At 62.4% G+C, this 25,124-nt stretch carries 23 protein-coding genes and 2 tRNA genes; 14 read left to right on the top strand and 11 right to left on the bottom strand.

The genetic code is table 11. The annotated features are described in order from the left end of the window. Window positions 1-37: 37 nt before the first annotated feature. Entirely contained in the window at window positions 38-241 is a 204-nt protein-coding gene (locus WG899_RS14515; RefSeq protein ID WP_339596360.1) for a putative motility protein, read from the bottom strand. Between the two features lie 160 nt (window positions 242-401). After that, window positions 402-3,251, bottom strand: coding sequence for a phosphoenolpyruvate carboxylase (gene ppc, locus WG899_RS14510; protein WP_444718855.1), 2,850 nt, complete (start codon window positions 3,249-3,251; stop codon window positions 402-404). Between the two features lie 178 nt (window positions 3,252-3,429). Between ppc and hemC the strand changes: the two genes are divergently transcribed. The 6 genes from hemC to WG899_RS14480 all read left to right on the top strand — a co-directional run bounded on the left by hemC (window position 3,430) and on the right by WG899_RS14480 (window position 8,022). Next, entirely contained in the window at window positions 3,430-4,359 is a 930-nt protein-coding gene (hemC, locus tag WG899_RS14505) for a hydroxymethylbilane synthase (RefSeq protein ID WP_339596359.1), read from the top strand. Window positions 4,360-4,441: 82 nt separating this feature from the next. After that, complete coding sequence (locus WG899_RS14500; protein WP_339596358.1) at window positions 4,442-5,149, top strand: uroporphyrinogen-III synthase; 708 nt, start codon at window positions 4,442-4,444, stop codon at window positions 5,147-5,149. Window positions 5,150-5,274: 125 nt separating this feature from the next. Continuing rightward, on the top strand, window positions 5,275-6,354 hold the full coding sequence (locus WG899_RS14495) for a uroporphyrinogen-III C-methyltransferase (protein ID WP_339596357.1): 1,080 nt from the start codon (window positions 5,275-5,277) through the stop codon (window positions 6,352-6,354). A gap of 15 nt (window positions 6,355-6,369) precedes the next feature. Then, window positions 6,370-7,617, top strand: a complete 1,248-nt coding sequence (locus WG899_RS14490; RefSeq protein WP_339596356.1) for a heme biosynthesis HemY N-terminal domain-containing protein — start codon at window positions 6,370-6,372, stop codon at window positions 7,615-7,617. Between the two features lie 60 nt (window positions 7,618-7,677). Next, window positions 7,678-7,754, top strand: a tRNA-Arg gene (locus WG899_RS14485). Between the two features lie 191 nt (window positions 7,755-7,945). Further along, window positions 7,946-8,022: transfer RNA gene (locus tag WG899_RS14480), tRNA-Arg, on the top strand. A 95-nt stretch (window positions 8,023-8,117) separates the two neighbouring features. Here WG899_RS14480 and WG899_RS14475 read toward each other — a convergent pair. Then, on the bottom strand, window positions 8,118-9,260 hold the full coding sequence (locus WG899_RS14475; protein WP_339596355.1) for a CaiB/BaiF CoA transferase family protein: 1,143 nt from the start codon (window positions 9,258-9,260) through the stop codon (window positions 8,118-8,120). A gap of 41 nt (window positions 9,261-9,301) precedes the next feature. Between WG899_RS14475 and greB the strand changes: the two genes are divergently transcribed. Further along, window positions 9,302-9,868: a transcription elongation factor GreB gene (gene greB / locus WG899_RS14470; RefSeq protein ID WP_339596354.1), complete on the top strand. Its 567-nt coding sequence runs from the start codon at window positions 9,302-9,304 to the stop codon at window positions 9,866-9,868. 46 nt (window positions 9,869-9,914) lie between these two features. Here the strand turns inward: greB and WG899_RS14465 are convergent, their stop codons facing one another. From WG899_RS14465 to WG899_RS14450, 4 genes are all read right to left on the bottom strand, one after another. Further along, window positions 9,915-12,194, bottom strand: a complete 2,280-nt coding sequence (locus WG899_RS14465) for a RelA/SpoT family protein (protein WP_339596353.1) — start codon at window positions 12,192-12,194, stop codon at window positions 9,915-9,917. A gap of 111 nt (window positions 12,195-12,305) precedes the next feature. Then, window positions 12,306-12,509: a DNA-directed RNA polymerase subunit omega gene (rpoZ, locus tag WG899_RS14460; RefSeq protein ID WP_124452325.1), complete on the bottom strand. Its 204-nt coding sequence runs from the start codon at window positions 12,507-12,509 to the stop codon at window positions 12,306-12,308. A gap of 46 nt (window positions 12,510-12,555) precedes the next feature. Continuing rightward, a complete protein-coding gene (gmk, locus tag WG899_RS14455) occupies window positions 12,556-13,176 on the bottom strand; it encodes a guanylate kinase (RefSeq protein WP_339596352.1) in 621 nt (206 codons plus the stop codon). Window positions 13,177-13,219: 43 nt separating this feature from the next. Then, window positions 13,220-14,146: a YicC/YloC family endoribonuclease gene (locus WG899_RS14450; RefSeq protein ID WP_339596351.1), complete on the bottom strand. Its 927-nt coding sequence runs from the start codon at window positions 14,144-14,146 to the stop codon at window positions 13,220-13,222. Window positions 14,147-14,177: 31 nt separating this feature from the next. On the opposite strand from WG899_RS14450, the gene WG899_RS14445 reads away from it, so the two are divergent. Genes WG899_RS14445 through hemW form a run of 5 tightly spaced genes read left to right on the top strand, consistent with a single transcriptional unit; the run spans window position 14,178 to window position 18,669 of the window. After that, on the top strand, window positions 14,178-15,146 hold the full coding sequence (locus tag WG899_RS14445; protein WP_339596350.1) for a serine/threonine protein kinase: 969 nt from the start codon (window positions 14,178-14,180) through the stop codon (window positions 15,144-15,146). After that, complete coding sequence (locus WG899_RS14440) at window positions 15,143-16,087, top strand: PP2C family protein-serine/threonine phosphatase (RefSeq protein ID WP_339596349.1); 945 nt, start codon at window positions 15,143-15,145, stop codon at window positions 16,085-16,087. The genes WG899_RS14445 and WG899_RS14440 overlap by 4 nt, the downstream gene beginning before the upstream one ends. Window positions 16,088-16,104: 17 nt before the next feature. Further along, the gene (gene rph, locus WG899_RS14435) at window positions 16,105-16,836 is read left to right on the top strand and encodes a ribonuclease PH (protein WP_339596348.1); all 732 of its coding nucleotides are present in this window, start codon (window positions 16,105-16,107) and stop codon (window positions 16,834-16,836) included. Between the two features lie 5 nt (window positions 16,837-16,841). Then, the gene (rdgB, locus tag WG899_RS14430) at window positions 16,842-17,456 is read left to right on the top strand and encodes an RdgB/HAM1 family non-canonical purine NTP pyrophosphatase (RefSeq protein WP_339596459.1); all 615 of its coding nucleotides are present in this window, start codon (window positions 16,842-16,844) and stop codon (window positions 17,454-17,456) included. A gap of 10 nt (window positions 17,457-17,466) precedes the next feature. Then, window positions 17,467-18,669 carry a radical SAM family heme chaperone HemW gene (hemW, locus tag WG899_RS14425; protein ID WP_339596458.1) on the top strand — a complete coding sequence of 401 codons (1,203 nt, stop codon included), beginning with the start codon at window positions 17,467-17,469 and terminating at the stop codon, window positions 18,667-18,669. A 36-nt stretch (window positions 18,670-18,705) separates the two neighbouring features. Here the strand turns inward: hemW and WG899_RS14420 are convergent, their stop codons facing one another. The 4 genes from WG899_RS14420 to WG899_RS14405 form a co-directional block, all read right to left on the bottom strand. Beyond that, window positions 18,706-20,517, bottom strand: a complete 1,812-nt coding sequence (locus WG899_RS14420; RefSeq protein WP_339596347.1) for an EAL domain-containing protein — start codon at window positions 20,515-20,517, stop codon at window positions 18,706-18,708. Between the two features lie 139 nt (window positions 20,518-20,656). After that, window positions 20,657-21,772, bottom strand: coding sequence for a protein-glutamate methylesterase/protein-glutamine glutaminase (locus tag WG899_RS14415; protein WP_339596346.1), 1,116 nt, complete (start codon window positions 21,770-21,772; stop codon window positions 20,657-20,659). A gap of 25 nt (window positions 21,773-21,797) precedes the next feature. Beyond that, the gene (cheD, locus tag WG899_RS14410; RefSeq protein WP_339596345.1) at window positions 21,798-22,472 is read right to left on the bottom strand and encodes a chemoreceptor glutamine deamidase CheD; all 675 of its coding nucleotides are present in this window, start codon (window positions 22,470-22,472) and stop codon (window positions 21,798-21,800) included. A gap of 58 nt (window positions 22,473-22,530) precedes the next feature. Continuing rightward, window positions 22,531-23,382, bottom strand: coding sequence for a CheR family methyltransferase (locus WG899_RS14405; protein WP_339596344.1), 852 nt, complete (start codon window positions 23,380-23,382; stop codon window positions 22,531-22,533). A 213-nt stretch (window positions 23,383-23,595) separates the two neighbouring features. Here WG899_RS14405 and WG899_RS14400 point away from each other — a divergent pair, with 213 nt between their 5' ends. Both WG899_RS14400 and WG899_RS14395 read left to right on the top strand, forming a co-directional pair. Next, on the top strand, window positions 23,596-24,291 hold the full coding sequence (locus WG899_RS14400; RefSeq protein WP_339596343.1) for a GGDEF domain-containing protein: 696 nt from the start codon (window positions 23,596-23,598) through the stop codon (window positions 24,289-24,291). After that, a complete protein-coding gene (locus WG899_RS14395) occupies window positions 24,288-25,121 on the top strand; it encodes a MinD/ParA family protein (protein WP_444718854.1) in 834 nt (277 codons plus the stop codon). Before WG899_RS14400 ends, WG899_RS14395 begins: the two co-directional genes overlap by 4 nt. Window positions 25,122-25,124: the final 3 nt, after the last annotated feature.

Here is a 25,124-nt window from a genome sequence, read left to right as displayed (position 1 = left end):
CAGCGCAAAAACAGCCGGTGAATTCGAATCGGTGGGTTCAGGCGTAGGTGTTGAGGCGTGTCCCCAAGGGGCCGCTGCTGGCCAAGGGGGGCGAAGGCGGCACCGCGTTGAGCAAGTCCATCACCCCCTGCTCCTGCAGATGAAGAGCCTTTTTCAACACCGTGAACTGTGCCTCCGCCTGCACCGAGCCCGATTTGGCGGAGCCGGCGTTGTTGACCAGGGCGGTGTTGGAAAGATCCATGATGCGGCTCCGTCGGGCATGCTGACTCTTGGGCTATCGGCAATTCCGCCTGTGGCTTGAGTCGAAAACCCACAGATCAAAAAAAGAGCGACCCTCTTTCGAAAGTCGCTCTGATCGCTCTTAGCACTGCTGCGTGCCTGCCAGCATGCCGGCAACGCGCTCAACCGGTGTTGCGCAAGCCGGCGGCGATGCCGTTGATCGACAAATGAATGCCGCGCTGGACGCGTTCCAAGGCGGGGTCTTCGGCCCGCTTGTCGACAGGAATCGCCCGGTAGCGGCGCATCAGTTCGACCTGCAGGTGGTTCAGTGGGTCGATATAGGGGAAGCGGTGCTCGATTGAGCGGGCCAGCGCCGGGTTGCCGGCCAAGCGCTGCGCTTCACCGGTGATCAGGTTCAGCGCCTGTTGGGTGCGGCTGAATTCCTCTTGCACCGCGGCAAAGATCTTCTTGCCCAGGCGCTTGTTTTCGACCAACTCCACATAGCGCTCGGCGATGCCCAGATCGGTCTTGGCCAGCACCATGTCCAGATTGGACAAGAGCGTGCGGAAGAACGGCCATTGCTTGAGCATACGCTTGAGCAGGGCCAGGTTTTGCTTGTACTGATCGCTGCCCTCGGCACCCAGGAAACCCATCACTGCCGAGCCGAAACCACACCAGCCGGGCAGGGCCACACGGCTTTGGCCCCAGCTGAAGCCCCAGGGGATGGCCCGCAGGTCTTCGATGGCGCGGGTCGCCTTGCGGGAAGCCGGGCGAGAGCCGATGTTCAGTTCGGCAATTTCGCGGATCGGCGTGGCGGCGAAGAAGTAATCGGCAAATCCGGCGGTGTCATAGACCAGGCCACGGTAGGCCTTGAAGCTCGCATCCGACAGGGTCTGCGCGGCCTCCAGGAAGCTCTTGGGTGCGTTCTTGGTGGGGTGCAGCAGGGTGGCTTCCAGGGTCGCGGCCACCAGGGTTTCCAGATTGCGCCGACCAATTTCGGGGTTCGCATATTTGGAGGCGATCACCTCGCCCTGTTCGGTCAGGCGGATCTGCCCATTCACCGTGCCGGGGGGTTGGGCCAGAATGGCTTGGTAGCTGGGGCCGCCGCCGCGTCCAACGGTACCGCCGCGGCCATGGAACAGGCGCAGCGTGATGCCGTGCTCGTCGCTCAAGGCGTCGAACATGTCCACCAAAGCGATTTCGGCGCGATAAAGCTCCCAACTGCTGGTGAATACGCCGCCGTCCTTGTTGGAGTCGGAGTAGCCCAGCATGATGTCTTGCTCGGCTCCGCTGCGCACCAGCATGGCGGCCATGCCGGGCAGGGCGTAGAACTCCTGCATGATGAGCGGCGCTTCGCGCAGGTCACCGATGGTCTCGAACAGCGGCGAGACGATCAGATCGCTGACGGCGCTGCGTTCGGCTTGGCCGTCCAGCGTGCCGCGCAGCAGGCCCACTTCCTTCAGCAGCAGCAACACTTCCAGCAAGTCGCTGACCGACTCGGTGTGCGAGATGATGTAGTGGCGCAGCGACTCACGGCCAAAGCGCTGCAGCGACTCGCGCGCGGCTTCAAAAATCGCCAGTTCGGTCAGGCTGCGCTCGCTGTACTGAGCGCCATGCACGCGCAGCGGGCGGGCGTCGTTGAGCAGGCGCAGCAGCAGTTCGCGCCGAGCGGCTTCATCCAGGCCGGAATAGTCGGCTTCGATGCGGGCGGTCTGCAGCAACTCGGCCACCACGGCCTCGTGCTGGTCGGAACTCTGGCGCAGGTCCAGCGTGGCTAGGTGGAAGCCGAAGACGCGAATGGCGCGCATCAGCGGCTTCAGGCGCGGTGCGATCAAGGCGTCGGCATGGTGGCTGCGCAAGGAAGCTTCAATCACGCGCAGATCGGCCAGCAACTCGTCCGGGCTGCCATAGGGCTGCTGCGGCGCCACCGCATGACGCAGCGCCTCGGTGCCGGTCAGTTGCTGCAGGGTGGCCGCAGCGCGGGCGTACATGCCGGTTAGGGCGCGCCGGTAAGGCTCGTCCATGCGGTGCTCGTTGCGATCCGGGCTGCGTTCAGCCAGGGCTTGCATCTCGGGCGTTACCTGCGCCAGGCGGGCAGAAATGGACAGCTCGGCACCCAGCTCGTGAATCTCGGTCAGGTAATGCCGCAGTGCCACTTCGCTCTGGTGCGACAGGGCATAACGCAAGGTCGCGGCGGTGACATTGGGGTTGCCGTCACGGTCGCCCCCGATCCAGTGGCCCATGCGCAGGAAGCTGTTGAAATCATGCCCGGGCAGGGCCTCTTCCAGTTCGGCATAGAGCTTGGGGATCTGGCGCAAAAAGGTCGACTGGTAATAGGACAGCGCGTTCTCGATCTCATCGGCCACGGTCAGCTTGCTGTAACGCAGCATGCGGGTCTGCCAGAGCTGGGTCACGCGGGCGCGGATCAGCGCCTCGTTGTCGCGGCGTTCACGCTCGGTGTGCAAGTTGTCGCGTTGCTCCACCAGTTGAGCCACGGCGCGCTCGGCGTCCAAGATGCTCTTGCGCTGTACCTCGGTCGGGTGCGCGGTCAGCACCGGCGAGATGAAACCGTGGTGCAAGGTCTTGGCAATTTCGGCTGGGCGCACGCCGGCTTCGTGCAGGCGCTCCAGCGCATAGCCGAGCGAGCCGGCTTGTTGGCTGCCGGCACGCTCGTGAATCTCACGGCGGCGCACATGGTGGCGATCCTCGGCAATATTGGCCAGGTGCGAAAAATAGCTGAACGCGCGGATCACGCTGACTGCTTGTTCGCCGCTCAGGCTCTTGAGCAGTTTGTCGAAACTCTTGCCCGCCTGGGCATCGGCCTTGTGGCGGTAGGCCACCGACAACTTGCGGATGCGCTCGACCAACTCGTAGACCTCTCGCCCCTCCTGTTCGCGTATCACCTCGCCCAGAATGCGGCCCAGCAGGCGGATGTCATCCATCAGTGGCTGGTTCTTGTCGGTGCCTGCCAATTTGGGCGCGGCGGTTTTGGCAGAGACTCTCTTTGCGGACGCTGGGGGCTTGGGAGGCATGGCGGGGCTCGTCAAAAGGGTGAAACCAAGATGTAACCAAGTTACATGCTTCTGACTTTAACAGTTTCTTCAGCAAGCCCTCAAGTGGCGTTGAGGTGAGGCCTGTCTAAAGCATGCGCAGCGCAGGCGAGAGGCCTGTTTTGGGTTCGCCTCGCGGCTGCCTGCTAGCATTCGGGCCATGAGTGAAACCATTACCATTGCGACGCGCGAAAGCCGTCTGGCGCTGTGGCAGGCCGAATACGTGAAGGCCCTGCTGGAGCAGGATCTGGGCTTGACGGTCGGCCTCTTGGGCATGACCACCCGCGGCGATCAAATCCTCGACCGTAGCCTCTCCAAGGTGGGCGGCAAGGGTCTGTTCGTCAAGGAGCTGGAAACCGCGCTGGAAGAGGGTGCTGCCCAGTTGGCTGTGCATTCGTTGAAGGATGTGCCGATGGAGCTGCCCGAGGGCTTCGAGTTGGTGGCCATCCTGGAGCGCGAAGATCCGCGCGATGCTTTCGTTTCCAATCAATACGCCCATATCGGCGAGTTGCCCCAGGGCGCGGTGGTGGGGACTTCCAGCTTGCGTCGCGTCGTGCAGCTCAAGGCCATGCGGCCCGATCTGCGTATTGAACCCTTGCGCGGCAATTTGGACACCCGTTTGCGCAAACTCGACGAAGGCGGCTATGACGCCATCGTGCTGGCTGCTGCGGGTTTGATGCGGTTGGGTCTGGCGGAACGTATCCGCAGTCGTTTCGATACTCAGGACATGATCCCTTGCGCCGGACAAGGCGCACTCGGCCTGGAGGTGCGCGCCGATGCGCAAGCCTTGAAGCAGCAACTGGCTGGGCTGATTCACCATCCCACCTGGCTGGCGACGCAGGCCGAACGGGCGGTATCGCGCAGCCTTGGCGGCAGTTGCAGCATGCCGCTGGCGGCGCATGCGCATTGGCAGGGCAGCAGTTTGCAAATTGATGTGGCCTTGGGTGACGCCGAGCAGACCGAGCGGCCTCTGCTGAAGGCCTCGCTGCGCGCGGAACCGAAGACGGTGGCCGAAGCGCTGGCCTTTGGCGAGCGTGCCGCCCAGGCCTTGCGCGATTTGGGTGCCCACAGCTATTTGCCCCAGGTCTGAAGAGGGCGCGGTGGCTGAGCTGCCTAACGCTAGGCTTGTCCTGACGCGGCCCCGGCAGCAGGCGGATGAATGGCTGCGGCGCATGACCGACTGTGGCGTGTCAGCCGTCAGCCTGCCCTTGATCGACATCGTGCCGACCGACGGTGCGGCAGCCGATGCGGCCTGGCAGCTTTTGCCCTCGGCGGGTTTGGCGATGTTCGTCAGTCCGAATGCGGTCATGCAGTTCTTTGCTCGCAGGCCGGTGGGGCAAATCTGGCCTTCGCAAACGCTGGCAGCCTGTGTCGGGCCGGGTAGCGCCCAGGCCTTGTTGGCCGAGGGGGTGCCGGCCGAGCTGATCGTGCAGCCGGCAGCGGATGCGGCCAGCCTTGATTCGGAACATTTGTGGCCGCAGTTGCAAGCCCGCGGCCCTTGGGCGGGGAAGCTTTGTCTGATGCTGCGCGGGGACGGCGGCCGTGAATGGTTGTCCGAGCGCCTGCAAGAAGAAGGGGCCGAGACGCGCGGGTTCAATGTTTACCAGCGCCGCAGCCCCTGTTTGAATGCCGATGGGCAAGACCTGCTGGACGAGATCTTGGGTGCACCGTCGCGCCATGTTTGGCTCTTCAGCAGCGCCGAGGCGATCGGCTATTTGCAGGGCTTGGCGCCAGCCGCGACCGACTGGAGCGCGGGGCTGTGCATTGCCACACACGCGCGCATTGCGGCGCGCGCCCGAGCCTTGGGTTTCGGTCATGTGGTTTTGGCGCGACCCGAAGCGGCCTCGGTGGCCGAAGCCTTCGGTGCGATGCGGGGGTGACCCCTACAATCGTTTTCACCGTGAGCGATACCCATCAAAACCCCAATGAAACGGCCGGCCAGGTGAACGAATCTGTCGCGTCCCCAACCGCATCGACCGCGATGCCCCCTCCAGCGTCGCCTGTTGTGGCCACCTTCGCGCGTGTGCCGACATGGGTGCCTGCCGGTCTGGTTCTGCTGTCGCTGACCTCCTTGGCTGGGCTGGGGCTGGCTTGGCAAGGCCTGAGCCGCCAGCAAGCGCTTGAGCAGGAGTTGGTGCGGCGCCAGGCGAGCGTGCAGACCGACGCCGGCGAAGCCCGTGCCTTGGCGCGCCAGTCGCAAGACCTGACCCGCGATACCGCGGCTAAGGTGGCATTGCTGGATGCGCGTCTGGCCGAAGTGTCCCTGCAGCGCGGGCAACTGGAGGAGTTGATCCAGTCAATGTCTCGCTCCAGGGATGAAAACGTGATCGGCGATATCGAGGCTTCGATTCGGGTCGCTCTGCAGCAGTCCACCATCACCGGCAGCGCCGAGCCTTTGATCGCCACGCTGCGTCAGGCCGATGAGCGTTTGCTGCGCTACAAGCAGCCGCGCATGGAAGGTGTGCGCCGCGCGGTCTCGCGTGACCTGGATCGGGTCAAGGCGGTCAGTGTGGTGGACATCTCGACGCTGACCATCAAGCTCGATGAAGTGGTGCGTTTGCTCGACGAACTGCCTTTGTTGTCCAGCGCTGAGACGCATGCGCAGGATGCGGCACCCGCACGCGATGAGAAAACGACCGCGCGCAAACCTGCTGCGGCTTCGACGGCTAAGCCGCCCGAGCCCGCCGAGGGCCAGTGGGCGCAATGGTTGTGGCAAGCCAAGAAGAGTTTGGCCGAAGGCGCGGGCTTGGTTTGGGGTGAGACGCGTACCCTGCTGCGCGTCACCCGCATTGATCATCCCGAGGCGGCCTTGCTGGCGCCCGATCAGTCCTTCTTCTTGCGTGAGAACTTGAAGCTGCGTTTGTTGAATGCCCGCCTGGCTCTGCTGAGCCGGCAGTTTGATACGGCGCAGGCCGATCTGCGTGATTCGCAGGAAATGCTGGGACGTTACTTCGATGCCCGTTCGCGCAAGGTGGCGGCCGCTGCCGAGTTGATGCGACAGGTGGCCGGACAAGCGCGTCAGGTCAATGTGCCGCGACCCGATGACACCTTGGCAGCGCTGACTGCCGCGGCGGCCGGGCGCTGAGGCGGGAGCAGCAGCATGCGTACCGTCATCTGGCTGGTTTTGTTATTCGCCGTCGCTGTCGTGGCTGCCCTGGTCTTGGGCCGCAATGACGGGCTCGCCAGTTTTTACTGGAATGGCTGGCGCCTGGACGTTTCTTTGAACCTGTTCTTGCTGGTCTTGGTCGGCAGTTGTTTTGCCTTCGTGACTGCGATTCAAACGCTGAACTCCTTGACCAGCTTGCCGCGGCGTGCCCGCGAGTGGCGTTTGGCACAGCGCGAACGTACGGCGCAATTGGCGCTGCGGGAGTCGCTGGCGGAGTTCTTTGGAGCCCGCTATGGCCGGGCTCAAAAGGCGGCGCAGCGCGCCCTCAGCATTCATGCGCAGACGCCGGACCTGGCTCAAGATGCTGGCTTTCTGGCCCTGGGCCATCTGCTGGCCGCCAGCAGTGCGCATCGCTTGCAGGATCGGCGTCGGCGTGACGAGCAGTTGCAACTGGCGCTGGATTTGTCTCGGCGCAGCGTGGCGACCCGTCCGCAGGAAGAGGGGGCCTTGTTGCTGGCCGCTGAGTGGGCCTTGGATGACCGCGACGCCGGCAGGGCGCTGGAGTTGTTGACCGACCTGAGTCCCGGTGTGGCGCGTCGCACCCAGGCTTTGCGTTTGAAGCTGCAGGCGACCCGCTTGGCCAAGCAGTCGTTGGAGGCCTTGCGTACCGCACGCTTATTGGCCAAGCACCAGGGCTTTTCCAAGTCCGCGGCGCAGGGCTTGTTGCGTTCGCTGGCTTTTGAAGCGCTGGACGGTGCGCGTGACGTTGATCAACTGCGTACGGTCTGGTTGCAACTGGATAGCGCCGACCGTCGCGACGTCTTGGTTGCAGCGCGGGCGGCGCACCGGGCTGCCGCGCTGGGGGCGCCGGATGATGGGCGGGGTTGGTTGCGGCCGTTTTGGGATGATGTGGCCGAGATGCCGGCGGACGAGCGCATGGTTCTCGCCGAGGCCTTGGTGCAGGTATTGGCGGGTCTGGGGCCTGAATGGTTGCAAAGGCTGGAGTCGGCCGTGCAGCGCTTCCCGCGCGACAAATATCTGGCCTATGCCCTGGGCCATGCCCTGGCCGAGCGGCAGTTGTGGGGCAAGGCTCGTTTGATGTTGGAGCAGGTTTGTGATGACCATGCGATGTCGGCCACCGCACGCCGCCGCAGTTGGCTGATGTTGGCCCAGATGGCCGATCACGACGGCAATCAGGAACGCCGGGCGCGCTGTCATGAAGCCGCCGCCTTGGCCCAATAATTCAAATATGTGGCAAATTCTTGTCACACAAATGAAAGTCGTGCTATAGTGCAAGGCTTCGCGGCTGTAGCTCAGTTGGATAGAGTACTTGGCTACGAACCAAGGGGTCGTGGGTTCGAATCCTGCCAGCCGCACCAAAACAAGAAGAATAGAAACAAGGGTCAGTGAGAATTCGCTGACCCTTTTTCAATATCTCAAATCCGGGCTTGAAATTAGGGTTCGGTGTTTGATTGAAAATCAAGCGAAAGTTTCGAAAGAAACTTTTTGAAGTAAATCGTTTTACCTCTTGCGGCGACCTAAAAATCAATGCTATAGTAGAGGGCTTGGAGCGGCTGTAGCTCAGTTGGATAGAGTACTTGGCTACGAACCAAGGGGTCGTGGGTTCGAATCCTGCCAGCCGCACCAAACTAATAAAAAGAGAGAAGGGCCAGTGAGAAATCACTGGCCCTTTTTCCGTTCTGGGCCCAGCGCGGCGAATATGAGATCAGTTTGAACTCGGTTCAATTGCCGGATCGGCAAATCTGTTCAATGGCTTCTTGACCCATGCCCAATTCAAGCAAGATCTCGCGTGTGTGGCTGCCCGCCAGTGGGCCGGCTTGGGGCGGGCGGGCTTGGCTGCGGGAGAAACGTGGTGAGGCGGCCGGTTGGAGTTGGCCGTTCACCTGATGGAAGTTGCCGCGCGCCACTTGATGTGGGTGCGCTGCGGCCTCGCTGAGGCCCAAGACCGGCGCGAAGCAGGCGTCGCTGCCTTCGAGTCGGGTCACCCATTCCGCCCGCGTGCGAGTGCGAATGCGCTCGGCGACTCGGCTGCGAAGTGCGGGCCATTGGTGGCTGTCAAATTGTTGGCTGGGGTCCACATCATCGAGTCCTAGCAGGCGAAGCAACTCACGGTAGAACTGCGGCTCGATGGCGCCTAGCGTGATGAAGCCGCCCTCGGCGCATTCAAAGGCGTCGTAAAACGGTGATTGGTGCATGAACAGGTTGCGCTCGTCCTGCGCGTGCCACATGCCACTGCCGCGCATGGAGTGAATCAACGCACTCAGCGTACCGACGCCGTCGATCATGGCTGCATCAACAATTTGACCCCGGCCAGAGCGCTGCGATTCCAAAATGGCGCAGAGCAATCCGAATGCCAAAAACATGGCGCCGCCGGCCATATCGCCGATCACCGTGGCCGGCAGGGTCGGCGCCGCCCCTGGGCGGGCCGACAGCGAGGCAATTCCGGTCAGTGCAACATAGTTGATGTCATGCCCGGCGGCTTGCGCCAGTGGGCCGCTTTGGCCCCATCCGGTGACGCGGCCATAGACCAGTTGCGGATGAGTCACTTCGAAGGCCTCCGGGCCGAGGCCCAGGCGTTCCATCACGCCGGGGCGATAGCCTTCGATCAGCGCATTGGCGCTGTTGATCAGACGGGTGGCGGCCTGTAGGCCTGAAGGTTGTTTCAAATCCAGGCAGACCGAGCGCTTGCCCCGGTTCATTGCGTCGCCGGTGGGGAGCGTGCGCAGGGTCGCAGGCCGTTCGATCACGATCACATCGGCGCCCATATCGGCCAGCAACATGCCGCAAAAAGGCGCCGGGCCGATGCCCGCCATTTCAATCACGCGCAAGCCTTGCAAGGGGCCGGAATTGGGCGAAGAGGGCATCGTTTTTAGAAGCTGGTTTTGTTGGCGTGACAATACACGCCATGAGCAAGGCATTCACCAAGGAAAACGAGCAGCAGGACGGCGATGACGATGAGGTCGGCCTTCCTGCGCTACCGCAGGGCACGCGCAACTACATGACGCCGGCGGGTTATGCCCATATGCGCGCGGAGTTCATGACCTTGCTGGACGAGGAGCGGCCAAAGATCGTCGAGATCGTCTCTTGGGCCGCCAAGAACGGTGACCGCTCGGAAAACGGCGACTACCTCTACGGCAAAAAGCGTTTGCGCGAAATTGACCGGCGTTTGCGTTTTCTGAGTAAGCGACTGGACCTGGCTGAGGTGGCTGATCCCAGCGTGCACCATGGCAGCGAGCAGGTCTTTTTTGGGGCTACGGTCACCTACTGCAATGCCAAGGGAGATGAGCGCACCATCACTATCAAGGGCATTGACGAATCGGACAGTTTGGCCGGTGAGGTGTCTTGGATCGCACCGATCGCCCGCGTGCTTTTGAAGTCGCGAGTCGGCGATGAATTGCAATTGATGACGCCGGGTGGCATCGAACAGATCGAGGTGCTGGAGGTCAACTACCCCGCGCCCAAGCCCGCCTAAATCGGGCCCTGATTTGGGACTTGTATTGGGTCCTATATCCGGCTCGTCAGGGCTTGACGCGCCAGACCCGCAGCACGACCGGCGAGCGCTTCAGCGTGCGCAAGACATCGGCCAGATGCAGGCGATCGCGCACCGACAGCAGCAGATTCATCTCTGCGGTTTCGCGTTGCTGCGACTCGTCGTTCATCACGATGTGGGTGATGTCGGCTTCTGCTGCGCTGACGGCGGCGGCCACCTGAGCCAGCACACCCTTGCCGTTGTTCAAGAGGATGGACACGGCGGCCTCGAAAGGGCGGCTTAGTTCTTCTGCCCAGCTGACTGCGATCCAGTGCTCGCTGTCACGTTGGAACAGGCGGCGCCCCACCGCGCACTCGGCCGTGTGGACCAGCAGGCCTTCGCCGCGGCCCAGATAGCCCTTGATCTCATCACCGGGGATTGGACGGCAGCAGCTGGCCAAGCGCACCGAAGCGCCTTCGCTGCCGTCCAGCGTGACCTGACCCTGGGCCGGAGCGTCATCGGCCGCAAAACGGCCCATGCTCAACATCACCGCATCGGGGCGCTGACCCTGTTCGGCCAACATACGCGCCAGCTTTTTGGCCACGATAGAGGCAATCTTGCGACCCAGGCCGATTTCGATCAGCAGTTCGTCGACATGTCGGTTGCCGGCCCAGCGAGCGAGTTGTTGCCACAGCTGAGCGGCATGTGCTTCGTCGTCGTGCAGGCTGGGCAGGGCCAGGCCTTCGGCACGCAGTGCTTGCGAGAGCATTTTCTCGCCCAGGTCGCGCGACTCTTCTTGCTCCAGGTTCTTCAAGAAGTGGCGGATCTTGGATCGGGCGCGGCCGGTACGTACAAAGCTCAGCCAGGCTGGATTGGGTCGTGCGCCGGCGGCCGTGACGATCTCGATCACATCGCCACTGCGCAGCTCGGTGCGCAAGGGCACTGGTTCGCCGTTGATTTGTGCTGCCACGCAATGGTCGCCCACATCGGAGTGGATGGCATAGGCGAAGTCCACCGGCGTGGCGCCCTTGGGCAGGGCCATGATCTTGGACTTGGGCGTGAACACGTAGACCGCGTCCGGGAATAGGTCAATCTTGACGTGTTCGAGGAACTCATTGGCATCGCGGGTTTCGTCCTGGATGTCGATGAGGGACTGCAGCCAGCGTGAACCCATTTGCTGCGCGCTTTGCGCGCCTTGGCTATTGCCGGTGTTTTTATAGAGCCAATGTGCTGCCACGCCTTTTTCGGCCACCAAGTGCATGGCCTCGGTGCGAATCTGAAACTCCACCGGCGTGCCTAAGGGGCTGACCAGGGTGGTGTGCAGCGACTGGTAGCCATTCGGTTTCGGGATGGCGATGTAATCCTTGAAACGGCCGGGCTGCGGTTTGTAGAGCTGGTGCAGCACACCCAGGCTCAAATAACACTGCGGCAGATCGGCCACAACGATGCGGAAGCCGAAGATATCGCTGACCTGGGCAAAGCTCAGGTGCTTGTCCTTCATCTTCTTGTAGATCGAGTAGAGCGTTTTTTCACGCCCGTGGATCTCGGCCTTGTGAGAGGCGTCTTCAAACGCCTTCAGGACGTCGCGCTCGATGCGTGACACCAGATCACGGCGGTTGCCGCGCGCCTTGGTGATGGCCTTGGTCAGTGCGGCGTGGCGCCAGGGGTTGTTGTGCTGGAAGGAAAGATCCTGCAGCTCACGGTAGATTTGGTTCAGGCCCAGACGGTGGGCGATCGGCGCATAAATGTCCAGGGTCTCACGCGCGATGCGGCGTCGCTTCGCGGGCGCCATCGCCTCCATCGTGCGCATATTGTGCAGACGGTCGGCCAGTTTGATCAGGATGACCCGCACGTCGCGTGCCATTGCCAGCAGCATCTTGCGGAACGATTCGGCCTGCGATTCCTCCTTCGTGGAGAACTGCAACTTGTCCAGCTTGGTCAGACCATCCACCAACTCGGCCGTTGGGGCTTCGAAGCGTTCGATCAGCTCGGTCTTGGTGACGCCGCAGTCTTCCATTGCGTCGTGCATCAGGGCGGCCATGATCGCCTGGGCATCCAGGCGCCATTCGGCGCAGATGCCGGCCACGGCGATGGGGTGCGTGATGTAGGGCTCGCCGCTGGCGCGGAACTGGCCCAGATGGGCTTCATCGGCGAATTTGTAGGCCTCGCGGATGCGTTTGATGTCGCCCTTGGGTAGGTAGCTGAGGCGATGGACCAGGGCGTCAAAAGACGCCGCCTCGGCCTCGGTCGGCTCGGGCGTGGCGCGCAGGCCTGACAGGCCACTCAGAGCAGCCGGCAGGCGGGAGACAGCAAATGATCGAAAACCCATGGGCCTAATTTAACGCATCAACGGCCAGCGACTCTGCCGAAAGGGTTTGGAAAACGACAACGGGCACCCGAGGGTGCCCGCTGAGGACGCTTTAGCGTTTGGCGATCTCGATCAGACCGGCACCTTGCGCAGCATTTCAATGCCCACTTCGCCGGCAGCAATTTCGCGCAGGGCGGTCACGCCCGGCTTGTTCTTGCTTTCGATCTTGGGCGTGTGGCCTTGGCTCAGCATGCGGGCGCGATAGGTTGCAGCGAGCACCAGCTGGAAGCGGTTCGGGATCTTGGTCAGGCAGTCTTCAACAGTGATGCGGGCCATTTTGGGTTCCAGTACAGGTGTTCAGAATTGTTTCAGGGCAGGAGGTTCACGGAAGGTTGAGTGCCGTGAATACCGCGGAGCGATTCCTGCGTTGAGCCGCGTATTTTAACCGCTGCGCATGCACTATCGACTTCAGGTCGAAAACTGCGGTGTCAAAAACCGCGTTAACCACCACAAAGTCGAAGTTTTGCGCCTGCGCGACCTCGATGCGAGCCGTCGCCATGCGGCGTGCAATCACCTCGGCCTGGGTGTCGCCGCGGCGCTTCAGGCGTTGCTCTAGCTCTTCCCAGCTTGGCGGCAGGATGAAGACCAGCACCGCGTAGGGGAACAGCTGCTTGATTTGCAGCGCGCCTTGGAAGTCGATCTCCAACACCACATCGTCGCCATGCGCCATGCGCGCCTCGATGGCGGCGCGCGACGTGCCGTACAGATTACCGTGTACCTCGGCCCACTCGAAGAACTCGCCGCGCCCGGCCATGGCGCGGAAATCTTCATCACTGGTGAACCAGTATTCGCGGCCGTGTTGCTCCTGGCCGCGCGGTGCGCGCGAGGTGTGTGAGATCGAGACGTCCAGTTTGGCGTCCAACTCCAGCAGGGCCTTGACCAAGCTGGATTTGCCGGCGCCACTGGGCGCCGAGACGACGAAAAGATTGCCTGGGTATTCCATGCTTGCTCTGCCTGTCGGTTCTTTTTCGAGGTTGATGCGCTGCTTATTCGATGTTTTGCACTTGCTCGCGCAACTGCTCCACGGCGACCTTCATCTCCACCGAGATATTGGTCAGCTCAAGCGCTGCCGCTTTGGAGCCCAGCGTATTGGCTTCGCGGTGCAGTTCCTGGATCAGGAAGTCCAAACGCTTGCCGATCTCGCCACCTTTTTTCAACAGGCGGGCGATTTCTTCCAGGTGGGCACGCAAACGTGCCAGCTCTTCGGCCACGTCGATGCGGATGGCGTAGGCGGCCGCTTCGTTGAGGGCGCGCTCACGCAGGTTTTCTTCCGGGATGGCTTGCGTGGCGCCGGTGCTGGCCAGCGCTTCCTGCCAGCGCTCCAGAAACCGTTGTTGCTGCCGTTGCACGATGGCCGGCAGCATTGGTTCGGCCGCGTCCGCCAGTTCGCGCAGGCGGGCGATACGTTCCATCAGGATGGCGACCAGCTTTTCGCCTTCGCGCTCGCGCGCTTCCAGCAGGCCGGCGACGCATTGGCGGGCCGCTTCCAGTGCGGGTTCATCGAGCTTCTCGGTGGCTGAGCCGCCGCCTTTGCACCACTGCAGGGCCTCGTGTACCGAGAGCGGTTGCGCTTTCGGCAGCCAACTCTGCACGGTGCTTTCCAGGCGTGACAGCTTGTTCAGCTGATCTGCCTGGGGTTGCGGCCAGGCGCCGTCGCTGTCGCGCTGGGTATTGATGCGCATCTCGACCTTGCCGCGCTTGAGCTTGGCGGTCAGCAGTTCGCGCAGGGCGGGTTCGAGACCGCGTAATTCCTCCGGCATGCGCAGGCTGAGATCCAGGAAACGGCCATTGACCGAGCGCAATTCCACCGTGACGCCGGCGTGGCTGCTGGCATTGGAAGAGGCAGTGTTTTCACTGGGGGCGGAGGGCTGCGAGCTGGCGCTGGCGTATCCCGTCATGCTGTAGACTGGCATCTAGCGTCCGGTGTGTAAATAAAACTCGATTATGTCAAAGCCAAAACCGGCGCCTCTGCCAGCGGGCACGGTGGTTGGGGGCTACCAGATCATCAAACGACTGGCGGCTGGAGGTTTCGGCGTGGTTTATCTCGCCGAAGATCCCGAACACCACCTCGTGGCCCTGAAGGAATACCTGCCCTCGTCCCTGGCTGAGCGATCGCCTGGGGAGTTGACGCCGCGCGTCAAGCCGGAAAAGCAGCCCCTCTATCGACTCGGCCTGAAGAGCTTCTTCGAGGAGGGGCGTTCGCTGGCGCAGATCTCGCACCCCAGCGTGGTGTCGGTGTTGAACTTCCTGCGCGAGAACGAAACCGTCTACATGGTGATGAACTATCTGCAGGGTGACACCTTGCAGGACTTCATTGTCACGGCGCGCGATATGAAGCGCGACAAGGTGTTCCGCGAGTCCACCATCCGCAGCCTGTTTGACGAAATCTTGCGCGGCTTGCGCATCGTGCATCAGCACAAGATGCTGCACCTGGACATCAAGCCGGCCAATATCTTCATCACCAATGAAAACAAGGCGGTGCTCCTGGACTTTGGCGCCGCGCGCGAGGTCTTGAGCAAGGAAGGCAACTTCATCCGACCGATGTACACGCCCGGCTTTGCCGCGCCCGAGATGTACCGCCGCGATGGCTCGCTTGGTCCCTGGACCGACATCTACGCGATTGGTGCTTGCCTCTATGCCTGCATGCAGGGCTATCCGCCTAACGACGCACCGCAGCGGCTGGAGAAGGATCGCTTGGCGCTGAGTCTTTCCCGGCTGCGCAATGTCTACTCCGACAATATGATCGAAGTGACCGAGTGGTGCATGTCGCTGGACCCCTTGGCGCGTCCGCAGAGCGTGTTCTCTTTGCAAAAAGAATTGGCGCGCGAGACCGAGCGGCGCTACACCAAGCTGAGTTTCAGTGAACGACTGAAGTTGCAACTGGAAAATCTGAAGACCGGAGCCAAGGCGTGAGGTTCAGCACCTACCAGGTCAGTCGGCGTGGCGGGCGTGAAAAGAACGAAGACCGCATGGGTTATTGCTACACCCGCGAGGCTGGCTTGTTTGCACTGGCCGATGGTATGGGTGGGCATCCGGAGGGCGAGGTCGCGGCGCAACTGGCTTTGCAAACGCTGGCGGCGCTGTTTCAGCGGGAAGCCAAGCCGGCACTCGCCAACCCGGCCGAGTATTTGCAGGACGCCATCATGATCGCGCAGCAGCAGTTGCTGCGTTACGCGGCCGACAAAAACATGTCCGACACCCCGCGCACCACGATCGTGGCCTGTGTGCTGCAGGGGCGCAATGCATTCTGGGCGCATTGCGGTGACTCGCGCCTGTACCTGGTGCGTGGCGGCAAGTTGATTGCCCGCACCCGCGATCATTCCTATATCGAGCTGCAGGCCGCGCTGGGCCGTTCGCCGCAGGGCGCGGACGCCTTCAATCGCAATGTGCTGTTCACCTGCCTGGGCAGCCCGGGCAAGCCGATGGTGGACATCAGCGGCCCGCTGGTTTTGGAGCCGGGCGATCGTTTGTTGTTGTGCTCGGATGGGTTGTGGGGCACGGTGCCGGATGATGAGATCACCGAACAACTGGCGACACGTCAGATATCGGACGCGGTCCCTGAGTTGGTCGAGCAGGCCCTGCGCAATGGCGGGGTGCGTTGCGACAACGTGACCGTGCTGGCGGTGGAGTGGGAAGGCGGGGGAGATCCCGAGACCGACCCGGCTTCGGAGTCCGTCTCCACTCTCGGTTTAGATGAACAGGGCTTCGCCTCAACGATCCAAGCTCGCTTTGGCGCGGCCGGCCGACGCGTCGAAATGGACGAAGAGGATATGGATCGTTCGGTGCGTGAGATCAATGAGGCCATCCGCTTGGCCAATAGCCGCGTCGACCCTGCCGGCAAGAAGAAATCCTGAGTAGAGAAGTATCGGAAATGACTGTAGAAAACATCCGCGCCAGCGGTCGTGGTGCAGACGCTTTGCGCGCCGTCACCATCACCCGCCAATACACCCGTCACGCCGAGGGCTCGGTGCTGATCGAGTTTGGCGGCACCAAGGTCTTGTGTACCGCCTCGGTGGAAGAGAAAGTGCCGCCGCACAAACGTGGTTCGGGCGAGGGCTGGGTGACGGCCGAGTACGGCATGCTGCCGCGCGCCACCCATACCCGCAGTGACCGCGAGGCCGCACGCGGCAAGCAAAGCGGGCGCACACAGGAGATTCAACGCCTGATTGGCAGGTCCTTGCGCTGCGTGTTCGACCTGAAGTTGCTCGGCGAGCGCACGATCGCACTCGATTGCGATGTGATTCAGGCCGATGGCGGTACGCGTACGGCGGCCATCACCGGCGCGTTCGTGGCAGCCCATGACGCGGTGACCTGGTTGCTGGCGCAGGGCAAGATCAGCCAGTCGCCGATCATTGATGCGGTAGCGGCGATTTCGGTCGGCCTCGTCGATGGCACACCCTTGCTCGACTTGGAGTACACCGAAGACTCGGCCTGCGACACCGATATGAATGTGGTGATGACGGCCGGCGGTGGTTTTGTCGAATTGCAAGGCACGGCAGAAGGTCAGGCCTTCAGCCGCAAGGAAATGAATGCCTTGCTGGACCTGGCCGAAAAAGGCATTGGTGAGTTGCTGGCCGCGCAGCGGACAGCCTTGGGGCTTTGATGACGATGAAACTGGTGCTGGCGTCCAACAACGCCAAAAAACTGGCCGAGTTGCAGGCCTTGTTCGCGCCGCTCGGCATCGAGTTGGTGACGCAAGGCTCGCTGGGCATTGCCGAGGCGGAAGAGCCGTTTGATAGTTTTGTCGAGAATGCGCTGACCAAGGCTCGCCATGCCGCGCGCCTGAGCGGTCTGCCCGCGCTGGCGGACGACTCGGGCCTGGCCGTGGAAGCCTTGAACGGTGCCCCTGGCGTGCTGTCGGCGCGCTATGCGACCTTGTTCGGGCAACCCAAATCGGATGCCGACAACAACCGCGTTTTGCTTGAGCAGTTGGCGCCGTTCACCGCCCCCGAGCAGCGCGGCGCGCGCTTCGTTTGCTCCTTGGTGGCGGTGCGTTCGGCGTCCGATCCCGAGCCCTTGATTGCGATTGGCCGCTGGCAGGGTCAGATCTTGCCTGCGCAGCAAGGTGAGGCAGGGTTTGGCTATGACCCGCTGATGTTCATTCCCGCATTGGGCCGCAGCGTGGCGCAGTTGACTGCGGCGGAGAAGAATTCGCAGAGCCATCGTGCGCTGGCTGCCGCCGACTTGGTCGGGCAAATGCGTGAGGTCTGGCATCTTGGCTGATGTGCTGCATATGATGCGGCCGGGCACTCTGCAGTTGGCCGCGCTGCCACCGCTGTCGCTGTATGTGCACCTGCCTTGGTGCCTGCGCAAATGCCCGTATTGCGACTTCAACAGCCATGAGTGGCGCGGAGGCCAGGCCGACGGCGCCGTGCGCGAGTTGCCAGTGGATACTGCGCGGGCCTATCTGGCCGCCTTGCGTGCCGACTTGGAGGCCGCACTGCCCTTGATCTGGGGCCGGCCGGTTGTCAGCATTTTTATCGGTGGCGGCACGCCCAGCCTGTTCGCGCCGGAGCAGATTGCCGAGCTGATCTCCGATTTGCGGGCGCGGCTGCCGCTCGAGGCCGGCTGCGAAATCACGCTGGAAGCCAATCCCGGTACCTTTGAGCGCGAGCGCTTCAAGGGCTTTCGCGCGGCCGGTGTGACGCGGCTGTCCATCGGAGTGCAGAGCTTTGACGATGCCAAGTTGAAGGCACTCGGGCGCGTCCATAGCGCCGAGCAGGCCAAGGCGGCGATTGCCGAGGCGGCCGAGGCTTTTGAGACCTTCAATATCGACTTGATGTATGCGCTGCCGGGGCAGACTCTGGCGGAACTTGATCAGGAGTTGAGCACGGCGCTGGCATTCAATCCGCCGCACCTGTCGGTCTATCACCTGACCATCGAGCCAAACACCCGCTTCGCAAGCGCACCGCCGAGCAATCTGCCCGACGCCGATCTGGCCAGCGAAATGTTGGATCTGATCACCGCGCGCACCGGTGGTCTGCAGATGGAACGTTATGAGGTATCGGCCTACGCGCGGGCCGGGCACCGCTGTGCGCACAACCTGAACTACTGGCAGTTCGGTGACTATTTGGGCATCGGGGCCGGCGCCCACAGCAAGCTGTCGTTCCCGCACCGGGTGTTGCGTCAGGTGCGCTGGCGTGAGCCGGCCGCCTATATGAGCAAAGCGGGCGAGGGGGCGGCCGTTTCGAATGAGAACGAAGTCTCGCGCGCCGAGTTGCCCTTTGAGTTCATGCTCAATGCCTTGCGCCTACGTGAAGGCGTGCCCTTGCAGTCATTTCTGGAACGCACCGGCTTGCCGCCGTCCAGCATTGCGCGCGCGCTTGAGCTCGCGCGTGCACGCGGCCTGTTGGAGTTGGATCCCGGCCGCATCGCGGCCACGCCGCGCGGTTTTGATTTCCTCAACGACCTGCAGGCGCTGTTCTTGAGTGACTGAGCTTGAGCGGCGGCAGCCCGGCGCTGCCGCCAAGGCTTAAGCCGCCATCACATAGACGCTGAGTTGCTCGTGCTTGGCATGACGCTTGGCGGTGGCGGCGGCAGTGGCCACCTCTTCAGCACTGTGCAAGATGCCGGGGGCCACGCGTACGGCGCCAATGCTGAGCGTGGTGCAGGGGTGAAAGCGCAGATCGCCGTGGCGGTCTTCGGCCATGATGCCGCCGGCCTCCAGTGCTGCCGCATCGAATAGATTGCGCGCCAGGCTGTTGAAGCGTTCGATGATCTGGTCGCAGCGCTGCTCCCAATCATCGCTTTGGAACAGCATGACGAAGTCGTCGCCGCCCACATGCCCGAGGAAGTCGCGCTGGCTGTCGCAGTGACTGCTGGCCACGCGCGCCACCAGGCGGATCATCTCGTCGCCGCGCCAATAGCCATACTCGTCGTTGAAGGGCTTGAAGTGGTTCAGGTCCGCATAGGCGGCCACGAACTCGCGGCCACTGGTCAGCAGGCGACCGATGTGTTGGCTGATCGGAATATTGCCGGGTAAAAAGGTCAAGGGGTTGGCGTGCCGGGCCGCTTCGATGCGCGCCTCGGTGACCGAGCGCACCAGTTGCTCGCCGGTGCCCAGGCCCAGGTAGCGGCCGTCGCGGGTGATGATGAAGCCCTCGCGCAAATAGCGTTGATCGGCCGAGGTCAGTACGGTGGTCAAGGCCTCGATGCCGGTGTCTGCATCGACGATCAAGGGTGTCGGGTTGGCGAACAGCGTGCAGGCGTGGCGGCCATATAGGTCATTGAAAAATGGCTTGGCCCATCGGTTGATGAACTGGCTGCGGTCGACCAGCGCGACCGGCTGCTGCGCGGCGTTCAGCACCGCGATGGCGTGCAGTTGCTCATGCTGGTTGAAGAGCCGGAATAGCTGCTCATGCGTGGTGTCCTCGTGCACGGTGATGGCCTCAACCATCAGGCGTTCGGCGGTGACACCGTTGCTGGAGGCGCGACGCAGTTCGGGCAGCACGGCGATATCGCTGCTGGCCAGCACCTCGCGGGCGGCCACCAAGGCCTCTTGGGCACCTTCGGACGAGGGGCGGCCGATCAACCAGCCTTGTCCAAAGGCCACGCCCAGGTCGCGCAGCACGCGCATTTCCTCGGGGCTCTCAATGCCCTCGGCCACCAGCTGAGCACCAAAGGTCTCGGCCAATTGCAACAAGGCCCGAAAGGTCTGTAGCTTTTCGGCATGCGCGGGCAGGTCATGGGTGAAGTACTTGTCGATCTTGACCACGTCGGGCTGAATCTCCGACCACAGGCGCAGCGAGGAGCGGCCGTCGCCAAAATCGTCCAGCGCGATACCGACCCCTTGCCTGCGCAAGCTGGTGATGGCGCGGCGCAGGCTTTCAATATCGGTGACGCGCTCGTGCTCGGTCAGCTCGATCATGATGCTGCCGGGCTTGACGCCGAAATGCTCGCAGACAAACAGGCTGTCTCGGCCCGCGTCTTGGGCGACGGCGCGCGCGAGCGCGGTGGCGCTCATATTGATCAGCAGCTTGCCGGGCAATTTGCGGCGGCTCCAATCCTTCAGGGCTTGCTTGGCGCAACACACTTCCAACTCGACCGTCAGGCCTTCGCGGCGACCGGCGGCGAACAAGGCGTCAGGGAATTCGAGTGAACTGCCGGCAGGGCCCCGCACCAAGGCCTCGTGACCATAGATCAGGCCGCAGTCCAGCCGAACGATGGGCTGCAGCAAGGTGGTGAGCAGGTCTTCGTTGATCAGGGTTTGAACACTCAGCGTCAGCGGGTGTTCAAGGCGCCGGCTGTGCTCAGCCTGGCGGTCGGGAAGGGCGGTGGTCGTCATGCGCCCATGCTGCCTGTCGAAGGTGACAGGGCTACGACGGGCCGAGGAAGCTTTACCGAAAGCTGTGCTTTCGTGAGTAATGCCGCGTTTCCAGCCTTGGCCAAGCAGGCCGCCGAGGCGGCCGTGGTGAATCCCTGACTTAAACCCGGTTGACGGAGATGCCCGCGGTGCTGCGCAGACGCTCAATCAAGCGAGTCGCGATCTGCGACAACGGCAGCACCTCGTCGGCCGCGCCGGCAGCGATCGCTTCGCGCGGCATGCCAAAGACGACGCAACTGGCCTCGTCTTGGACGAAGTTGTAGGAGCCTGCGTCCTTCATCACCTTCATGGCCTTGGCGCCATCGGCACCCATGCCGGTCAGCATGATGCCCAGGGCGTTCTGACCAACCACGCGGGCCGCCGAGTTGAACAACACCTCGACCGAGGGCTTGTGACGATTCACCGGTTCGCCATCTTGCACGCGGGCGATGTAGTTGGCGCCCGAGCGCTCAACGCTGAGATGAAAGCCGCCGGGCGCGATATAGCCGTGACCGGGCAAGATGCGCTCGCCGTCTTGGGCTTCCTTGACGCGGATGCGGCACAGGCCGTCGAGTCGTGCCGCATAGCTCTTGGTGAAACCGGGTGGCATGTGCTGCGTGATGACCACGGCCGGGCAGTCGGCTGGCAGATTGACCAGCACATCTTTGGTGGCCTCGGTCCCGCCGGTGGAGGCGCCGATGAAGATGATCTTTTCGGTTGACAGCCGACCCAGGCTGGCCATCGTCACCGGCTTGGCCGGTGCCGGGGGAGCGGAGCTGGCATGGGCCGCCGCGCCGGTGGGGCTGGCCGGCAGTGCTGCGTGGCTGCGCCGGATATGCGCTTTGGAGGCAATGCGGATCTTGTCGGTGATGTCATCGGCCAGCAGCCGGATGCCATCGGCCACGCCGATCTTGGGCTTGGCGACAAAGTCAACCGCGCCCAATTCCAGGGCCTTCAGCGTGACTTCGGCGCCGCGTTCGGTCAGCGTGGACACCATCACCACCGGCATTGGGCGCAGGCGCATCAAGCGCGAAAGAAAGTCCAGCCCGTCCATCTTGGGCATCTCGATGTCAAGCGTGATCACATCTGGATTCAGGTTGCGGATCATCTCGCGCGCCAACAGCGGGTCGGCAGCGGCGCCGATGCATTCCATATCGGTCTGGCGGTTGATGATTTCGCTCAGGATGCTGCGCACCAGCGCCGAGTCATCCACCACCACGACTTTGATTTTGGCCATGTTTTTTACTTCTCCTAACGGGTGCTCAGAACAGGTCGACGGAGCCGCCTGTGGCGACGACCGGTTGAGCCTTCTGTGCCGCGGCGCGGTCTTGTTGCACCAATGCGTCGGTGTTGGTCGGGGCCAGGCGTTTGACCATGGCCTTGCCGCTGTGTGGCAGGAAGCAAACCTTGCGAGGGTAGATGTCCATCACATCCTTGGAGACGATCGGAATGCGTTCGGTCTTCAGGTAGTCGATGACGAAATTGGTATTGCGCTCGCCCACATTGATGGTGTTCATGCCGGCAATCACGGCGCCACCACCAAAGATCTTGGCTTCCATGCGGCTTTTGGAAGCGCCGCGCTTCATCATCTCGTTGATCAGCAATTCCATCGCGAAGGAGCCATAGCGGCCCGAGTCGCCACTGCCTTCGGGCAGCATGAAATGGTTCATGCCGCCGATCTGGGCATGCCGGTCCCACAGGCAGGCGGCAATGCAGGAGCCCAGCGTGGTCATGACCAGAATGTCTTCGTTGTCGACAAAGTATTCGCCGGGCAGGATCTTGACCGCCGCATTCTTGAAATGGGCGTCGTAGAAGAAGAACGAGGCTTCGCCATTCTTGCGCGGCATCGCCTTTAATTGGGCAACGCGAGTCGCGCCCGCGCCGCTTGAGTACAACACGCCGGAGCTGGCGCCAGTGGAGGCGGTTGGGGTGCTCATATTTTTGTATCGGCCGCTATTTGTTGGACTTGAGGGGCAGGGTGTTGGAGGCTCTTGCTCACACGCGCTCGTAAATGGTCTTGCCGCGCAGGCGGAACAGATCGCGCGACTCGGTGAAGTTCTCCGAATGGCCGACAAACAACAGGCCGTGCGGCCGCATCACCTTGTGGATGCGCTCCAAGACCTTGCGCTGTGTTGGGGCGTCGAAATAGATCATGACATTGCGGCAGAACACCAGATGGAAGGGATCCCCCAGCGACCACTGTGCGTCCATCAAATTCAGCGAACGGAAGTCAATCCAGCGCTGCAGCTCCGGCTTGACGCGGATGCGGCCCGAATTGGAGCCAGTGCCGCGCATGAAGAAGTTGCGCAAGCGGGTTTGGTCGAGTCCGCGCGCGTCGGCGTTGTAGACGCCGCGTTTGGCGGTGTTCAGCACATTGGTGTCGATGTCGCTGGCCGTGATCTGCACCTGCGCATTGCTGCCCAGGGCTTCGCTGCAGGTGATGGCGATCGAATAAGGCTCCTCACCGGTGGAGGCAGCGCAGCACCAGATCCGTACCGGCTTGCCGGACAGCGGCTTGAGGTCATCGGCCAGGGCGTGGAAATGGTGCTCTTCGCGGAAGAAAGAAGTCAGATTGGTCGTCAGGCAATTGACGAACTCCTGCCACTCTTGGGTGCCCTGCGGGCCGGTGACGTTTTCCAGCCATTGCAGGTAGGCGGCGAAGGATTTATGACCGGTGTCGCGCAGACGCCTGGAGAGGCGGCTGTAGACCATGGCGTGCTTGCCATCATGCAGGCTGATGCCGGCATGCTTGTAGATCAGTTCACGCACGCGATCGAAGTCGGCACGGCTGAAGCTGAACTCGTGATCTATGGCTTCTGCGCCTGAGGCGCTTGGTACAGCGGGCATGTGATGAGCTCGGTTAATTGCCCCGGGCACCGCGAGCAGGCCGGGATCTGATTTTGCATCGGCGTCAAGTGTGGTCCGTGAACCGCCTCCAGCATAGAGCAAACAAGGCCGGCAATGCGGTCTTGTTTGTGTCCTGCCTGTTAGGCCCCCGCTGCTAGACTGAGCTCGTACTTGCCTTGGACTATCTTGGAATCAAGCCCTCAACCCGTTCTGATGGACGCCCGCCGATTGCGGCTCGACCTGGCCCTGCAGCTTTTGCAGCAGGCCGGTGCCTTGCTGCCTGAGTCCGAACCCTATGGCGAAGCTTGGATGCAGGGCGTCATTGACGCGCTGTGCGACCTCTCCAGCAAGGACGCCTTGACCGGCCTGGTGAATCGCCGCAGCTTCGAGATGGCCTTGTCCCGTGAGGTCGACAGGGTCGCTCGCTCGGGCGAGTCGGCCTTGTTGTTGACGGTCGACATTGACCACTTCAAGGCCGTCAACGACACCTATGGTCATGCCGCTGGAGATTTGGTGATTCAGGCGGTCGCAGGCGCCATGAATCAGGTGGTGCGGCCGATGGATACGGTGGCACGCGTCGGTGGTGAAGAGTTCGCCATCGTGCTGCCCAAATGTGCAGCCAGCTTCGGCACCATGGTGGCCGAGCGTTTGCGCGAGCGAGTTTCTGAATTGCGTATTGAAGTGGCCTCGGGCCAGATTTTGGCGGTCACGATCAGCCTGGGCGGTGCTTTTGCGCCCCAGTGGGTCCGATCGTCCTCGCTGCTGTGGATGGAGCGAGCCGATCGCCAGCTCTACCGGGCCAAGGCCGAAGGGCGCAACCGCGCCTGCCTGGAGTCGCAGGTGGATTCCTTGGTCAGTGCCGAGGAAAAAGGCATGTTGTTTGCTGTAACGCAACAGGAAAGTGAATGAGTACGACATCTGATCCTGCTGCATCGGGCGCTGCGCCACAAGCGCAGGCCATGTCCCGGCCCTTGGCTGCACGCGGCGGCGCCCGCACCTTGGCGGTGACCAGCGGCAAAGGCGGCGTGGGCAAAACCTTTGTGACTGCCAACTTGGCTGCGGCGCTGGCAGCGCGCGGGCAAAAAGTGTTGGTGCTCGATGCCGACTTGGGCTTGGCTAATTTGGACGTGGTGCTGAACCTGCACCCTAAGCTGACCCTGCACGATGTGTTTACCGAGAAGGCAACGCTGGAGCAGGCCATTTTGCCGGCACCGGGTGGTTTTTCGGTGCTACTGGCCGGCTCGGGGATGGTCGAGTATTCCCGCCTAACGCCCGATGTGCGCGACAAGCTCTTGCACATTGTTGACCTTGTCAAACCGCGTTTTGACTGGGTGCTGTTGGACACCGGCGCCGGCATTTCAGATGTCGTGCTGTTTGCGATTTCATTGGCCACCGATGTCTTGGTGGTCGCTACGCCCGAGCCCACGTCCTTGACCGACGCTTACGCCACCATCAAGGTGCTGGCCACCCAGCAAGGTCGCCGTGAGGTGGGCTTGTTGGTCAATCAGGCGAACCGGGTCGGCGAAGGCAAGCTGATTTGTGGGCAGTTGCAACAAGTCTTGCAGCGCTTTGTGGGTTCCAAGCCCGGGCAGACCTTCAAGCTGGATTTGCTGGGCGAGGTCAAAAACGACCAATCGGTGCGCCAGGCCGTACTGAAGCGCCAGCTGCTGCTGGAGCATTACCCCGGTAGCGACGCCGCGCAGGCCATCAAAGCCCTGGCGAACAAATTGCTGGGCTGAGCA

It is taken from the genome of Paucibacter hankyongi, assembly GCF_037482915.1.
In the GTDB taxonomy this organism is placed as follows: Bacteria; Pseudomonadota; Gammaproteobacteria; order Burkholderiales; family Burkholderiaceae_C; genus Paucibacter_A; species Paucibacter_A hankyongi.
The sequence above is the reverse complement of the archived record's forward strand: the minus strand, read 5'-3'. Positions and strand labels throughout refer to the sequence as shown.